The 14,708-nt window shown below is 73.8% G+C and carries 13 protein-coding genes and 2 rRNA genes; all 15 read right to left on the minus strand.

What is annotated here, in order from left to right; genetic code table 11:
• Positions 1 to 6: 6 nt before the first annotated feature.
• Positions 7 to 642, minus strand: a complete 636-nt coding sequence (locus tag ABD907_RS08920; RefSeq protein ID WP_345215894.1) for an NUDIX domain-containing protein — start codon at positions 640 to 642, stop codon at positions 7 to 9.
• The gene (gene pyrG / locus ABD907_RS08925) at positions 639 to 2,393 is read right to left on the minus strand and encodes a CTP synthase (protein ID WP_345215913.1); all 1,755 of its coding nucleotides are present in this window, start codon (positions 2,391 to 2,393) and stop codon (positions 639 to 641) included. Before pyrG ends, ABD907_RS08920 begins: the two co-directional genes overlap by 4 nt.
• Positions 2,394 to 2,415: 22 nt before the next feature.
• Positions 2,416 to 3,543, minus strand: coding sequence for a glycosyltransferase family 4 protein (locus ABD907_RS08930; protein ID WP_345215895.1), 1,128 nt, complete (start codon positions 3,541 to 3,543; stop codon positions 2,416 to 2,418).
• A 110-nt stretch (positions 3,544 to 3,653) separates the two neighbouring features.
• The gene (murJ, locus tag ABD907_RS08935; RefSeq protein ID WP_345215896.1) at positions 3,654 to 5,264 is read right to left on the minus strand and encodes a murein biosynthesis integral membrane protein MurJ; all 1,611 of its coding nucleotides are present in this window, start codon (positions 5,262 to 5,264) and stop codon (positions 3,654 to 3,656) included.
• A 7-nt stretch (positions 5,265 to 5,271) separates the two neighbouring features.
• Positions 5,272 to 5,865, minus strand: coding sequence for a hypothetical protein (locus tag ABD907_RS08940; RefSeq protein WP_345215897.1), 594 nt, complete (start codon positions 5,863 to 5,865; stop codon positions 5,272 to 5,274).
• Between the two features lie 279 nt (positions 5,866 to 6,144).
• Positions 6,145 to 7,194 carry a copper transporter gene (locus tag ABD907_RS08945; RefSeq protein WP_345215898.1) on the minus strand — a complete coding sequence of 350 codons (1,050 nt, stop codon included), beginning with the start codon at positions 7,192 to 7,194 and terminating at the stop codon, positions 6,145 to 6,147.
• A gap of 21 nt (positions 7,195 to 7,215) precedes the next feature.
• Positions 7,216 to 8,418 (minus strand): putative cytokinetic ring protein SteA, encoded by a 1,203-nt coding sequence (steA, locus tag ABD907_RS08950; RefSeq protein ID WP_425555739.1) that lies wholly within the window; start codon positions 8,416 to 8,418, stop codon positions 7,216 to 7,218.
• Positions 8,419 to 8,425: 7 nt separating this feature from the next.
• Positions 8,426 to 10,150, minus strand: a complete 1,725-nt coding sequence (gene recN, locus ABD907_RS08955; RefSeq protein WP_345215900.1) for a DNA repair protein RecN — start codon at positions 10,148 to 10,150, stop codon at positions 8,426 to 8,428.
• Positions 10,147 to 10,980 carry an NAD kinase gene (locus ABD907_RS08960; RefSeq protein ID WP_345215901.1) on the minus strand — a complete coding sequence of 278 codons (834 nt, stop codon included), beginning with the start codon at positions 10,978 to 10,980 and terminating at the stop codon, positions 10,147 to 10,149. Before ABD907_RS08960 ends, recN begins: the two co-directional genes overlap by 4 nt.
• A complete protein-coding gene (locus tag ABD907_RS08965; RefSeq protein WP_345215902.1) occupies positions 10,977 to 11,852 on the minus strand; it encodes a TlyA family RNA methyltransferase in 876 nt (291 codons plus the stop codon). Before ABD907_RS08965 ends, ABD907_RS08960 begins: the two co-directional genes overlap by 4 nt.
• A gap of 1 nt (position 11,853) precedes the next feature.
• Positions 11,854 to 12,024, minus strand: coding sequence for a hypothetical protein (locus ABD907_RS08970; RefSeq protein ID WP_345215903.1), 171 nt, complete (start codon positions 12,022 to 12,024; stop codon positions 11,854 to 11,856).
• A gap of 46 nt (positions 12,025 to 12,070) precedes the next feature.
• A complete protein-coding gene (locus ABD907_RS08975; protein WP_345215904.1) occupies positions 12,071 to 13,147 on the minus strand; it encodes an HAD-IIA family hydrolase in 1,077 nt (358 codons plus the stop codon).
• Entirely contained in the window at positions 13,144 to 14,082 is a 939-nt protein-coding gene (locus ABD907_RS08980) for a hypothetical protein (RefSeq protein ID WP_345215905.1), read from the minus strand. Before ABD907_RS08980 ends, ABD907_RS08975 begins: the two co-directional genes overlap by 4 nt.
• 202 nt (positions 14,083 to 14,284) lie before the next feature.
• Positions 14,285 to 14,401: ribosomal RNA gene (gene rrf / locus ABD907_RS08985) — 5S ribosomal RNA — on the minus strand.
• A gap of 174 nt (positions 14,402 to 14,575) precedes the next feature.
• Positions 14,576 to 14,708 (minus strand): 23S ribosomal RNA (locus ABD907_RS08990); the annotation flags it as partial.

Below are 14,708 nucleotides of genomic sequence, written 5' to 3' on the forward strand. Positions count from 1 at the left end.
CCCGGCTCAGCGCAGCCAGGGGGCATCGACCGGACGCAGCGGCGCCCAGTCGTTCGCGCGGGCACTGAACGCCGCGAGGATGCCGACGACGGTCGCGGGGTTGTGGATGCGCCCGGCGTGCACGGCGGCGACGGCCTCGTCGAGCGGGACCCAGACGATCTCCATGTCGCGCTCCTCGTCGAGGCGCTCGTGCAGCTCGTGGTCCTCGACGTCGCTGAGTTCGCGGGCGAGGTAGACGCGGACCGACTCGTCGGATCCCCCGGGTGAGGTGAAGAAGTCCACCAGCACGTCCCAGCGGGCGGCGCGCAGGTCCGCCTCCTCGAGCAGCTCGCGCTGCGCGGCCAGGGTGTAGTCCTCGCCGTCGACGTCGAGCAGACCCGCCGGTACCTCCCACAACAGGCTGCGGACCGGGTGACGGTACTGCCGCAGCAGCATGATCTCCTCGGCGCCGGGCTCGCCGCGGAGGGCGAGCATCGCCACCGCTCCTGGGTGGTGGAGGTACTCGCGGGCCACCGGGGCGCCGTCGTCCGGGTCGAGACGGACCTCGTCCGCGACGAGATCGACGACCTTCCCCCGGTGGATCCGCTCGGAGGAGACGACCTCGCGGCCGGGGTCCTTGACGTCGCTGACCTCGGAGCTCACGCGTCGTCCCCGGCCGGCGCGAGGCTCTCGTGCGCGGGGCTGACCAGCTCGGGCTCGTCGATCTCGAGCAGGCGCGTGGAGCGCTGGCGGTCCAGGGCCGCACCGACGAGGCCCGCGAACAGCGGGTGCGCCCGGGTGGGGCGGGACTTGAACTCCGGGTGCGCCTGGGTGCCGACGTAGTACGGGTGCAGCCCGCGGTCGAGCTCGACGAACTCCACGAGCGAGGAGTCGGGTGAGCGGCCGGAGATCTTCAGGCCGGCGTCGTCGAGCGCGTCCCGGTAGGAGTTGTTGACCTCGTAGCGATGGCGGTGGCGCTCGCTCACCCGGGTCGATCCGTACACCTCGGCGGCCAGGGAGCCCGCCTCGAGGACGGCGTCGTACCTGCCGAGCCGCATGGTGCCGCCCAGGTCGCCGTCGCCGCCGACGATCGCCAGCTGCTCCTCCATGGTGGCCACGACCGGGTCGGACGTACCGGGCTCGAACTCCGAGGAGCTGGCGTCCGCCAGGCCGAGCAGGTTGTGTGCGGCCTCGATGACCATGCACTGCAGGCCCAGGCAGATGCCGAGCGTGGGGATCTGCTGCTCGCGGGCGTGCCGGAGCGCGCCCAGCTTGCCATCGATACCGCGGACGCCGAAGCCGCCCGGGATGAGCATTCCGTCAACGCCGGAGAGCGCCCGGCGGGCACCGTCCTCGGTGGCGCAGTCGTCGGAGGCTACCCAGCGGATGGCGACCTTGGCGCGGTGGTGGAAGCCGCCGGCACGCAGCGCCTCGGTGACGGACAGGTAGGCGTCCGGCAGGTCGATGTACTTGCCGACGAGCGCGATCTCGACGTCGTCCTTGGGGTGGCGCACGCGGTCGAGCAGCCGGTCCCAGACCGCCCAGTCGACGTCGCGGAAGCTCATCCGCAGGCGCTGGACGACGTACGCGTCCAGGCCCTCGCGGTGGAGCACGGCGGGGATCTCGTAGATGCTCGTCGCGTCCGGGCAGGTGATGACGGCCTCGCGGTCGACGTCGCACATGGCGGCGATCTTGACCTTGACGCCCTCGGGCAGGTCCCGGTCGGACCGGCACACCACCGCGTCGGGCTGGATGCCGATGGAGCGCAGCTGGGCGACGGAGTGCTGGGTCGGCTTGGTCTTCAGCTCGCCGCTGGCGGCCAGGTACGGCACCAGGGAGACGTGCAGGAAGAAGACGTTGTCGCGGCCGATGTCCTGGCGAACCTGGCGCGCGGCCTCGAGGAAGGGCAGCGACTCGATGTCACCGACGGTGCCGCCGATCTCGGTGATGATGACGTCGGGCGGCTCCTCGCCTTCCGGCGTGGCCTGCGCACGCATCCGGGCCTTGATCTCGTCGGTGATGTGCGGGATGACCTGGACGGTGTCGCCGAGGTACTCGCCGCGCCGCTCCTTGGCGATGACGCTCGAGTACACCTGGCCGGTGGTGGCGTTCGCCTTGCCGGAGAGCTCGACGTCCAGGAAGCGCTCGTAGTGGCCGATGTCGAGGTCGGTCTCGGCGCCGTCCTCGGTGACGAACACCTCGCCGTGCTGGAACGGGTTCATCGTTCCGGGATCGACATTGATGTACGGGTCGAGCTTCTGCATCACCACCCGTAGACCACGGGCACGGAGCAGGTGACCCAGGCTCGAGGCCGTCAGTCCCTTCCCGAGCGATGAGGCAACGCCACCGGTCACGAAGATCTGGCGGGGCGTACTGGCCTGGTTCCCGGGGAGCCGGGTCGAATGGTTGACCACGGACTTCGAGGCTATCACCAGATCATGCCGGTCCGGGAGATTCGGCGGATGACGTGCGATAGATCTCCTCGAGCTGCTGCAGCACCTCGGCAGGCCCCGGCAGCATCGGCGCCCGGGCGCTTGCGGCCTCCCGCAGGCCGGCCTGCCTCTCGGGGTCGGCGAGCACCTGCCGGACGGCCTCGGCCAGAGCCGTCGCCTCGCCGGGCACGAGCACGGCGGCGTCGCCCGTCACCTCGGCGGTGCCACCGACATCGGTGGCGACGATCGCCGCGCCGACGCCCAGCGCCTCCTGCAGCCACAGCGGTTGCCCCTCCCAGGTGGCGGTGGAGACGACGACGTCGGCCGCGGCCAGCACGTCGGGCGCGTCGTCCCGGTGACCGGCGAGGCGGACCGGCAGGTCCTCGGCCCGCACGCGCGCCTCGACCTGCTCGCGCAGCGGCCCCTCCCCGAGGACCACCCAACGCCACCCGCGGGAATCACCGGCGTGCCGTCCGGCACGGGCCTCGGTGGTCGGCCCGGCGAGGATCGCGGCGGCGTCCAGCAGCAGGTCGAGGCCCTTCTGCGGGGCGAGACGCGCGACGGTGACGACGAGCGGCTCCTCGGGGGCCATGTCCAGCGAGGCCCGCACGTCGGCCGGGTCGGTGCCGGCCGGCTGTCGGACGGGTGCGGGCACGAGCGCGCGGGCGGCCGTCCCTGCGCCGCGTTCGCGCATGCGGGACACGATGTCACCGCTGACGCCGAGGACGACGTCGGCACCGGCCGCCACGACCCGCTCGAGGCCGGCGGCGACGGTCCGGACACCGCGGCCGCCGACGGGCATGTTGTGCAGGGTGACCACCAGGCGTGGCGCTCGTGGCACGCTGCGCACGGCCATCGCGGCGAGAGCGCCGGCCCGCAAGCCGTGCGCGTGCACGACGTCGGCTCCCGCCCCGAGCCGGCGCAGCTCGGCAACGGCCAGGGCGTCCTGGGGCCGGGGGCGGTCGGTGATGTCGACGACGGCGGTGCGCACCGGCGGGGCGGCGGGGCCGACGACGTCGGCCGGCCCGGCGAGCAGGACCTGGTGCCCCGAGACGGCGAGCAGCTCGCTGACCTGGCGGACGTGCCGCCCCACTCCCCCGGCGCTGGACCCGGTCACCTGAAGCACCCGCACGCCGTCTCCTCTCGGTTCTTCGACGGCCGGTCGTGCTGCCTCGCACCTCCCTGGCCGCCGGCCCCAGTATGGCAACTGTGTGCCGCCGGCTCGTCCGGGCGCCGCCGACGTCACTCGTGCGCGTCGGCCGCCCACCGGCTCAGCCGCCACGTGTCGTGGTCGAGGAGGACGACGGCACCGGCCGGGACGGCGAGCGCGAGGACGCCGCCCGCCGCTGCGGAGGTGATCGCCCCGAGCGCCCCGGTGCCGGCGGCCTCCAGCACCGCGTCGACGACGATCCGGCCGAGGAACGCTCCCGCGAGCGCGGCGACGCCGCCGACGGCGAGCGTGCGCGTGAGTCCGCCGAGCCGGCGGGCCTCCCGTCGCAGCGCCAGGAGCAGCAGCAGCCCGGCCACGGTCATCCCGAGACTGGAGGCGGCCGTCAGCGCGAGCAGCGTGGCGGGGCCGTCGACGCCGTCCGGCACGAGGAGCAGGACGCCGACCACGGACGCGAGGGCGACCACCAGCCAGCCCGTCGCGGTCGCGGCCACCGCGGCGTGGCCACGATCGACGGCGTACAGCGCCCGGGAGACGTGGAAGATCAGCGCGTACCCGACGATCCCGGGTGCGAAGGCGGTGATGGCGACCGTCATCCCGGGCATGTCGTCACGCAGTGAGAAGATGGCCGTGGCGGCCGGCGCGACGGCCACCAGGAGCGCCATGCCGACGAGCGCGACGGCGACGACGAGCCGCGTGGAGCCGGCCGCCATGGTGGCGAACCCGGCGCGGTCGCCGGTGCCGGCACGCTCGGACAGGCGCGGGAAGACCGCCGTCGAGAGCGGGACGGCGAGGACGGCGTACGGCAGGAAGTACACGGCCTGCGCATACCCGTAGACGTTGATGGTGCCGGTGCCGCCGAACGCGTTCGCCAGGTAGAGCACGACGACGACGCTGATCTGCTGGGACAGCAGCGCCCCGATTCCCGCGGCCGCGAGGTGTCGGGCGCGCCGCCCGGCACCCGGCGGGAACCGCAGCGCGGGCCGCAGCCGCACGCCGGAGCGCAGCACCGGTCCCAGCTGGCACAGGCTCATCGCGACGACGCCGGCCGTGGTCCCCCACGCCACCCAGGCGACCGCCGCCGTCGGGAGGGCGGCCGGGTCGTCCTGGCGGCCGTCGGTGAGCACGCCGAAGGCGACGTAGGCACCGATGACGACGGAGGAGGAGAGCAGCGGGGCCAGGGCCGGCCAGAAGAACTTCTTCTGCGCCTGCAGGACTCCCGAGAGGACCACGCCGATCCCGTACAACGGGATCTGCAGCGCGAAGATCCGCAGGAAGGTCACCGTCAGCCGGCTCGTGGCGTCGCCGGCGGCGGCACCGCCGAGCAGCAGCCCGGCGAGCGGCTCGGCGAGCAGCTCGACGACGACGGCGAGCGGCACGAGCACCGCGAGCGTCCACCCGAGGAGCGCGGAGGCGGTCCGGTCGACGTCCTCGCGCAGCTCCCTCGCCAGCGGCATGGCGAGCAGCGGGACCACGGCGCCGGCCAGCGCGCCACCCGCGGCGACCTCGAAGAGGACGTTGGGGATGCGGTTCGCCGTCTCGTAGGCCTGGGCCGCCTCGGTCGACCCGAGGGTCCAGGACTGCACGAGCCAGCGCACGAAGCCGACCGCCCTGGAGGCGAGCGTGAGCACCGTGATGAGGCCGGCGGCGCCGAGGATGCCGCCGGCCAGCTTCCGACCGGTCATCAATGCCTCAGGACCGGCGGCCCAGTGCGTCCAGCCGCCGGAGCGCGCCGGTACTGTCGATGATCGCGGAGAAGCTCACCCGCTCGGAGGCGAGCGTGAGCCCGACCGTCACGGCGAGCGCACCGGCCCGGACCGCCCGGGAGGGATGGGCGGCGAGCGCGGTCCCGACGAGAGCGCCGACGGCGTTCGCCCCGGTGTCGCCGAGCATGGTGGTCTCACGCAGGTCGTCGGGGAGCCCGGCGGCCGCGACGCCGAGCGCGCCCGCGGCGAGGGTCGCCTGCGGGGTGCCGCGTCCGGTCAGCGCCAGCGGTGCCGAGACCAGCCCGGCGACCTTGAGCGCCCGTCCGGGCCGCAGGTCGAAGAGGTTGTGCAGGTTGGCCGTGGCGGCGATCAGCGCAGCACCGGTGAGGGTCTCGGCCGCGCGCCCCGGGCCGGAGCCGCGTCGCGGCGTGGCGAGTGCGGCGGCGAGCAGCGCACCGGCTCCGATGCCGGCGATCTTGAGGACACCGGTGGTGACCCGGCCGTGGGCCAGCGCGCCCAGGTGGCCGCGCAGACCCTTGCGGGCCTCGCCGCGCTCCGCCAGGTCGTCCACGGCACCCATGGCGGCGCCGGCCGCCGCCGCCACGGCACCGGCCGCGGCGGCCCGGACGGACCCGGGCGTCAGCGCCGTGGCGAGCGCCGCCGTCGTCGCGCCGGCTCCGACGGCCGGGCCGCCGAGCAGGCTGACGGTCCGCCCGNAGCAGGCTGACGGTCCGCCCGGCGAAGTTGGTGCGCTCCCAGCGCCCGTGCCCGCCGGGGGGCCGGGCCTCGAGGACCGCCGCGGCCACCGTGGTGGCGGCGCCGCCGACCACGGCGGGCAGCGCCACGTCGAGCAGGCGGCTCATTGGTCCGTCTGCTCCTCGGACGACCCCGCTGTCTGGTCCTCCGGCGAGATCTGCGGCGGATCGGGCCCGACGTCGATCGTGTCCTCGGGCAGCTCGACGCGTGGCGGGACGGGTTCCTGCGCGCCCTCCTGGAACCCGTAGGCTCCGCTGCTGCCGGAGATCGAGACCGCGAGCGCGAGCGGCGTCGAGATGCTGGCGGTGATCTCGCCGATGTTGTCCACCGTCGTCGTGGTGTCCGCGGCGGCCTCGTCCTCGCGGATCGCCGTGACCAGATCACGCTCGGAGGCCGCGGCACCGACCGTCACGGAGTCCGTGCCGGCAAGGCCCTGGGCGAGATCGACGTAGGCGGCGCGGCGCTGCTGCTCCGCGTCGCTCTCCTCCTGCTGATCGCCCTCGGCAGGCTGCTCGGCGGGCGGCGGACCGACCAGGACGGTCGCGTCGGCGGGACCGGAGAGCTCGGAGGTGACGGTGATGAGCGGTGCCTCGGCCGAGGTCAGCAGGTCGAGCAGCGTCTGGGCGTCGTCGCTGAGCTCGTCGGCCTCGCTCTCGGTCAGGGCGGTACCGAGGGCCGTTCCGAGTACCAGCTCGGTACCCGCGTCGTCGGCGGGCTCGGTGTCGAGGTAGCCGGCGAGCTGTCCGGCGAAGGTCTGCCGGAACGAACGGGTGTCCGGGTCGGTCCAGGCCTCGGTGACGGCGACCTCGCCGACGACCTGCGCCCCTGCCTCGGACAGGAACTCGCGGATGGACTCGACGTGCTCCTCGGAGGTCTGCGGCAGCGTCACGACGGCGACGGAGCGGTCGGTGAGCGCCCCGGCGAGCAGGACGCCGGCGGACTCCTGGAGGTAGGCGGTGCGCTCATTGATCTCGGCCTCGGCGGCGCCCAGGTCGGCCCGTAGCTCGTCCCGATCTGCGCGCAGGTCCTCGACCTGGCCGGTGAGGGTCTCGCCGATGGTGTCGCGCAGCGGTCCGGCACCGAGCACGATGCCGACCGCGAGTGCCATGAACACCGCGATGAGGGAGACCACGTGGTAACGGAAGTCGATCATGCTGCTCTTGTCTCCAGCTGCTCAGGTCGTCGGCGCCGCGGGGCCCAGGCCCACCAGGGTTCGGAAGAAGCTCACGAGGTCGTCCCACCAAGCGCCGGAGAGACCGAAGATCGTCTGCCCGACGTTCGTGGCCGCGAGCGCCACGAAGAGGGCGAGCAGACCGGCGAGGGCGAGCAGCACCAGCTGCCAGGTGGAGATGCGCGTCCGGTACAGCTGCGAGACGCCCTTGGCGTCGACCAGCTTGCTGCCCACCCGCAGGCGTGTGAGGAAGGTCGAGGCCATGCCCGAGCGGCCCTTGTCGAGGAACTCGACGAGCGTGTTGTGCGTGCCCACGGCGACGATCAGCTCGGCACCGCAGTCGTCGGCGATGAGCATCGCGACATCCTCGCTGGTACCGGTCGCGGGAAAGGCGATGTGCTCGACGCCGAGGTCCTCCATGCGCCGCGCCCCTGGGGCGCGGCCGTCCCGGTAGGCGTGCACCACGATCTCCGCGCCGGACTTCAGCGCCTGGTCGGAGACCGAGTCCATGTCACCCACGATCATGTCCGGGGTGTAGCCGGCCTCGATGATCGCGTCGGCGCCCCCGTCGACCCCGAGCAGCAGCGGCCGGTAGTCGCGGATGTAGGACCGCAGGATCGCCAGGTCTTCCTTGTAGTGGTAGCCGCGGACGACGACGAGCACGTGCCGGCCGTCGAAGTCCGTGCGGATGTCGGGGGCGCCGATCCCGTCGAGCAGGACGTCCTTCTCCCGCTGGACGTAGTCCATCGTGTTCGCGGCGAAGGCCTCGAGCTGGGTGGACAGCCCCTCCCGGGCCTCGGCCGTCGCGGCGGCGATCGTGTCCGCGTCCTGGGCGGTGCCCTCGGCGACGAGGCTGCCGCCCGCGCGCACCTCGCCGCCGTCGACGACGAGCCGCTGGCCGTCCCTGACCGACATGACGGCCGCCCCGAGGTCGTCGACGAGCGGGATCCCGGCCTGCATCAGGATCTCCGGCCCGAGGTTCGGGTAGCGGCCGGAGGTCGATCGGGCCGCATTGAGCACGGCGGCCGGCCGGCACGAGACCAGCGCTTCGGCGCTGATGCGGTCGATGTCCTCGTGGTCGATGACCGCCACGTCACCGGGGGCCAGGCGTTTCGTCAGGTTTTTGGTGCGCGCGTCCACGCGCGCGGGGCCGACGATCCCTGCCTCGGCGTCGACATCGCCACGGCGACGCCGGAAGAGAGCAATCACCGCCTCATCGTTGCACGTCGGCACGCTCGACGAGCTCAGCGGCATGCCGGAGGGCGGTGTCGGACTCGTCCTGCCCGGACAGCATGCGCGCGAGCTCGCGCAGCCGGTCCTCGCCGTCGACGGCGGCCACGTCCGTGGCGGTGACCACGTCGCCGCCGCCGGGCGTGGACTTCGTCACCACGAGGTGCCGGTCGGCGAAGGCCGCCACCTGCGCCAGGTGGGTGACGACGACGACCTGGGAGCCACGCGCAAGCCGCGCCAGGCGCCGTCCGACCTCGACGGCGGCCTTGCCCCCGACGCCCGCGTCCACCTCGTCGAACACGAAGGTGCGGGTCTCCCCCGCCGCGCCGGCGTCGACCCCGGCGAGGGTGACCTCGATGGCGAGCATGACCCGGGAGAGCTCGCCGCCGGACGCCCCCTGCCCCAGCGGTCTTGCCGGGGCGCCGGGATGCCCGGACAGGAGCAGCTCGACGCTCTCGGCGCCGGACGGGCCCGGCACGTCGAGGGGCGTCAGCCGGACCTCGAGGCCGGCGCCGGGCATCGCGAGGCCGGCGAGCTCCTCGCCGACGGCCTCGCAGAGCCGGTCCCCCGCGCCGCGGCGGGAGTCGGTGAGCGCGGCGGCCGCCTGGTCGAGCGCCGCGGCGGTCGTGGTGACGGCGTCGCGGAGCCGCTCGGCGACCTCCTCGGGCGTCTCGAGGTCGGCCAGGCGCTGCCTGGCACGCTCGGCCCAGTCGAGGGCGGCGTCGACGTCCGGGCCGTGCACGCGGGTCAGCTCGGCGAGGGCGGCCCGGCGCTCGTGCACCCAGGAGAGCCGCTCGGGGTCGGCGTCGAGGCCGGCGAGGTAGGACGCGAGCTCGGTCGCCACGTCGGAGACGAGGTAGGAGGCCTCGGCGAGCCGTTCGGCCCAGCCACTGAGCGCGGAGTCGTCCCGGGCCCCCTGGTCGAGGGCGCGGCGGGCGTCGTCGAGGAGGGTGGTGGCATCGGAGACGGAGACGTCGGCTGCTTCGTCGGAGCCGGTGAGGACCTGGTGGGCGTGCCCGGTGGCGACGCGCAGGTCCTCGACGTTGCCCAGCCGCGAGGCCTCGTCGCGCAGGGCGGTGTCCTCGCCCGGCTGCGGGTCGAGGGAGTCGATGAGGTCCAGGCCCTCCCGGAGCTGCGCCATCTCCTCCTCGCGGGCGCCCTCGGCCTCTTCCCATGCTCGCAGCTCCTCGCGGGCCACGACGGCGGCGGACCACGCCTCCCGGTAGGCGGACAGGAGGGCGGCGTGCGCGCCACCACCGAAGGCGTCCAGGGCGGCGCGCTGCTGTGCCGGGGCGCGCAGACGCAGCTGGTCGGACTGGCCGTGCACGGTGACGAGCTGCTCACCGATCTCGCCGAGCACGCCGTGCGGCACGGTGCGGCCCCCGAGGTGGGCGCGGGAGCGGCCGGCGGCGGGGACGGTGCGGGCGGCGATGAGCTCGCCGTCGTCGACGACGGCGCCGGCCTCCTCGGCCCGCGCGGCCGCCGGGCCCCCGGGCTCGACGGCGAAGGAGCCCTCGACGACGGCCCGATCGCTGCCCACGCGTACGAGGCCGGCGTCCGCCTTGCCGCCGAGCAGGAGGGCGAGTGAGGTCAGCACCATCGTCTTGCCGGCGCCGGTCTCGCCGGTGATGACGGTGAAGGTGGGTGCCAGGTCCAGCTCCGCGGCGGCGATGACACCCAGGTTCTCGATCCGGACCTGCTCGATCATGTCTTCCGCCCGCGCCAGCCTTGGACCGGAAGGTCGAACTTGGCGACCAGACGGCCGGAGAACGGCATCTCGGCGAGCCGGGCGAGGCGCACGGGCTGCGCGCCCCGGCGCACCGTGATGTGCGAGCCTGGCGGGACGTCGATCCGGCGGCGGCCGTCGCACCACATGACGGCGTCGATGTCACCGTGCGGCAGCACCTCGACCTCGAGCACGGAACCGGGCCCGACGACCAGGGGCTTGGCGAAGAGGGCGTGTGCGGCGATCGGCACGAGCAGGAGCGCCTCGACGTCGGGCCAGACCACCGGGCCGCCGCCCGAGAAGGCGTAGGCGGTCGAGCCGGTCGGGGTGGCGAGGACGATGCCGTCGCAGCCGAAGCTGGACAGGCCGCGGCCGTCGACGCCGATCGTGGTCTCGACCATGCGGGCCCGTTCGCCCTTCTCGAGCGCGGCCTCGTTGATGGCCCAGCCGCCGTGCTCCTGGCCGTCCGGCGTCGTGACCAGGACGTCGATCGTCATGCGTTCCTCGACGTGGTAGTCCCTGGCGACGGCGCGCGTGACGACGTCGGGCAGGCCTTCGGGCTCGGCCTCGGCGAGGAAGCCGACCCGACCGAGGTTGACGCCGAGGAGCGGGACGTCGTGCTCGCGTGCGGCCTCGGCGGCGCGCAGGATGGTGCCGTCCCCGCCCAGGACCATGACGAGCTCGGCGCCGGCAGGGCTGCCGTCGCGGACGACGTCGATGTCGTGCTCGCGCAGGGCGCCGGCGACCCGGTCGGCGGCCTGGACCGCCTCGGGCCGGCCTTCGTGGGTGACGACGAGGATTCGGCGGGTCATCGGGCAGGCTCCTGGCTGTCGTCGGCGGCGGACTCGGCGGCGGGTCCGCCGTGTCCTGCGGGTCCGCGGCGTACGGCTGCCGCGGCCGCGTCGGTGAGCGCCTGGCCGTGGAGAGCGCGTGGGTGCCCGCGGCGCAGCGCGACGAAGTACTCGACGTTGCCGGCCGGTCCGGGCAGCGGGGAGGCGACGACGGCCCAGGTGTCCAGGCCTTGCTCGGCTGCCGCGGCGCTGACCGTGAGCACCGACTCGACGTGCAGATCCGGGTCGCGGACCACGCCGCCCGCGCCGAGCCGTTCGCGGCCGACCTCGAACTGCGGCTTGACCATGAGCAGGAGATCCGCCCCGCGGTCCGCGACCTGCACGAGGGCGGGCAGCACGATCGTGAGGGAGATGAACGACAGGTCGCCGACGACGAGCTGCGGCGGCTCCCCGACCTCCTCCGGGCTCAGCGTGCGGACGTTGGTGCGTTCCAGGACGCGCACGCGCGGGTCGTTGCGCAGCGGCCAGGCGAGCTGGCCGTAACCGACGTCCACGGCGACGACGCCGGCGGCACCGCGGCGCAGCAGCACGTCGGTGAAGCCTCCGGTGGAGGCGCCCGCGTCGAGGCACCGGCGCCCGGCGATCGCCGGGGCGTCGGCGCCGAGGAGGTCGAGGGCACCGGCGAGCTTGTGGGCGCCGCGCGAGACGTACTCGTCGGCCACCGGGGCGGTGACCCGGACCGCCTGCGCCGGATCGACCTGCCGCGCGGTCTTGGACACCACCTGGCCGTCGAGGAGGACGTGGCCGGCGGCAACCAGCTCGGCGGCGTGCTGGCGCGACCGGGCCAGGCCCCTGCGGACGAGCTCTGCGTCGATGCGGATCAGGCGTGCCACGTCAGCTCTCGGCACCGCTCAGGCGCGCCGCGAGCCGGTCGTGGATCGTCTCGAACACCTCGACCTGCTCGCCCAGCGGGACGTCCTCGATCCCGTCCAGCGCCGAGAGCTCCTCGAGGGCTTGCGTCGGCCCGCCGTCGGCAGTGCTGCGGTCTACGGGTGTGTCGCCCACGCCTCGATCCTCCTGCCTTGCTCGCCGCTGTCCGGACCCAGGCAGGTTATCGCGGCGCCACCACCTCGAGCAGTGGTAGCTGCCCGCGTGTGAGGCTCGCGCCGTCGTCCACAGCGTCCCAGGCGGCCGCGGCGAGGCACCGCCAGGCGTCGAGCGAGACGGTGACCGGGACCGCGTCGGGTCCGTCTGCCTCGAGGGCGACGGAGCGGTCTCCGATGCGCAGCTCGAGCGGCTGCGCCCCACCGGTGTACCGGGCACCGGCCGACCCGCAGGCCCACCAACCGCCGTCGCTGACGGGTGCCGGGTGCGCCTCGTTCAGGCCACGCAGGTCGATGGCCAGGAAGCTCGGTCGTTCGCCGGCGGCGGCGAGCACGACGTCGCGGGCGTCGTTGACGCCGGTGAGGACCTGCAGGCCGGGGTACCCGGCGGCCCGTGCCCCGGCGAGGTCGGTGTCCAGCCGGTCACCCACGACCAGGGGCTTCTCTGCTCCGGCGCGCTCGGCGGCCTGGTGGAAGATCACGGCGCCGGGCTTGCCCGCCGAGTCCGGCACGACGCCGGTGGCGTTGGTGACCGCGGCGACGAGCGAGCCGTTGCCGATCGCCATGCCGCGTTCTCTCGGCAGGGTCGGGTCGAGGTTCGTGGCGACGAAGCGGGCTCCGGCGGCGATCGCGTAGGCCGCTTCGCTGAGCTCGTGCCAGCCGACGTCCGGGGAGAGGCCCTGGACGACGGCGGCCGGGCCGTCATGGGCACTCGTCGTGACGCGGAACCCTTTGTCGGCGAGGGCCGTACGCAGCCCGCTGCCGCCGATAGCCAGCACGACGGATCCGGCCGGCAGCTCGTCGGCGAGCATGGTGGCGGTCGCCTGTGCGGCGGTGGTGATGTCCTCGGCGCGCGCCGGGATGTCGACGGCGACGAGCTCGTCGACGATGACCTCGGGCTCGCGCGAGGCGTTGTTGGTCACGAACACCATCCGCTGGCCGGCCGATCGTGCGGCGGCGACGGCGTCGGCGGCGTGCTGGATCGGATCGCGTCCGAGCAGGCACACGCCGTCGAGGTCCATGAGTGCCACGTCGAACGCCTGGGACAGGGGCTGCGTACTCTCGCGGAGGTGTGCGGCCGTCACGACGTCTGCGCCCTCCCGCCCGTGCCCTCGGACTGCTCCTCGACGTCGAGCGCCATCAGCAGCACATCGTCGTCATCCAGATCGGGGCCGGCCGCCGCACGCAGCGCCGCCGCCTGCTCCGTGCGGCCGAGCTCCTCGAGCCGGTCCGCCCGGACCAGGTCGAGGCGGCGCCGCAGCTCCACGTCGCTCACCTGACGGGGCACGAGCGGGCCTTCGAGAACCACCAGCCCCGCTTCGTGCTCACCGAGGTCGGCGCGGGCTCCGCTCGCGACGATGGCCAGCTCGACCCGGTCCTCCTCCGGCAGAGCTGCTACGTCGGTCTCCGCGACGATGGCCAGTGCACGTTCGGGCCGCCCCAGCCCTCGCTCGCAGTCGGCCTCGACGGGGCGGTGCGCGTTCGAGCCCGAGAGGCGCCGAACGGTGCGCAGCTCCCGAAGGGCCTCGGCGTAGCGGTCGGTGGCGTACGCGGTGAGCGCGACCGCTTCGCGGACCACGTCCACGCGTCCGGCGCGCCGCTGGGCGGCCTGGGCGTGCTCGTACGCCCGCTGCGGGTCCTCGTCGATGAGCCGGCCGGCCATCACGAGGTGGCGTGCCGCGAGATCGGCGTTCGTCTTACCGAGCGTGCGCAGGCGCGCTCGCGCGTCGCGGTCGAGCATGTGCGGTTCGACGTCCTCGGGAAGGTCCGGCTCCGGTGGTCGGTCCGGGCGGCTTTCACGGCTGGGCGGACGTGTACCTGTCTCGTCGCCGTGCCCCCGCCGGTCCGGCCGCGCACGCTCGCCACCGCCGGTCCTGTCGCGCTCGTTCCGTCCGCGGCCACCGGAGTCGTTCGCGGGGCGGGACTGCCGGCGCGTTCCGCCGCCGGACCCGCTGTCGCGTCCGCCCTCTCGGCGGGGCGACCGTCCGCCGCGCTCTTCGCCCTCAGCGTCCTTCGCCATGCTGTCTTCCTCTGCTCGCGTCCGCGCCGGCGACAGTTGTGCTCGCCTCGCGTCTCGGTGATCCGGGCCCGGTGCGACGCTAGCGGCTCCGGTCGGCGGACGCTCCGCACAACGTCAGCGCCGTTTCCCGTAGCACCCGCGCACCCGGCCAGAAACACGAGAAGGCCGCAACTGTGATAGTTGCGGCCTCCTCGGAATGGGTGTTCGGCGGTGTCCTGCTCTCCCACAAGGTCGCCCTTGCAGTACCATCGGCGCTGAGGGGCTTAGCTTCCGGGTTCGGAATGGGACCGGGCGTTTCCCCCTCGCTGTGACCGCCGTAACTCTGTCGAGTCACACACTATTCAGTTCACACCACCCACCCCCGGGCGAACTTGTCTTGGGGGTGTTGTGGTGGTTCCCGCGTGTGTGTTGCTCGGGAACCGTACAGTGGACGCACAGCAACTTGGCTGTTGATTGTTGTTTCGCGTTTTACCGCGCCCCAACAGTGTTGGGTAGTGGTAAGTTGTCGGCCAATTAGTACCGGTCAGCTTCGCACGTTGCCGTGCTTCCACGTCCGGCCTATCAACCCAGTGGGCTACTGGGGGCCTTCCCACCACAAGGGTGGTGGAAACCTCATCTTGAAGCAG

Source organism: Georgenia halophila, assembly GCF_039541595.1.

Coding starts and splice junctions, on each gene's coding strand:
- ABD907_RS08980 (WP_345215905.1), bottom strand. CDS start 14,082: ATGGCGAAGGACGCTGAGGGCGAAGAGCGCGGCGGACGGTCGCCCCGC.
- ABD907_RS08940 (WP_345215897.1), bottom strand. CDS start 5,865: ATGGGTGCCGTGGACGACCTGGCGGAGCGCGGCGAGGCCCGCAAGGGT.
- ABD907_RS08960 (WP_345215901.1), bottom strand. CDS start 10,980: ATGACCCGCCGAATCCTCGTCGTCACCCACGAAGGCCGGCCCGAGGCG.
- ABD907_RS08945 (WP_345215898.1), bottom strand. CDS start 7,194: ATGATCGACTTCCGTTACCACGTGGTCTCCCTCATCGCGGTGTTCATG.
- recN (WP_345215900.1), bottom strand. CDS start 10,150: ATGATCGAGCAGGTCCGGATCGAGAACCTGGGTGTCATCGCCGCCGCG.
- murJ (WP_345215896.1), bottom strand. CDS start 5,264: ATGACCGGTCGGAAGCTGGCCGGCGGCATCCTCGGCGCCGCCGGCCTC.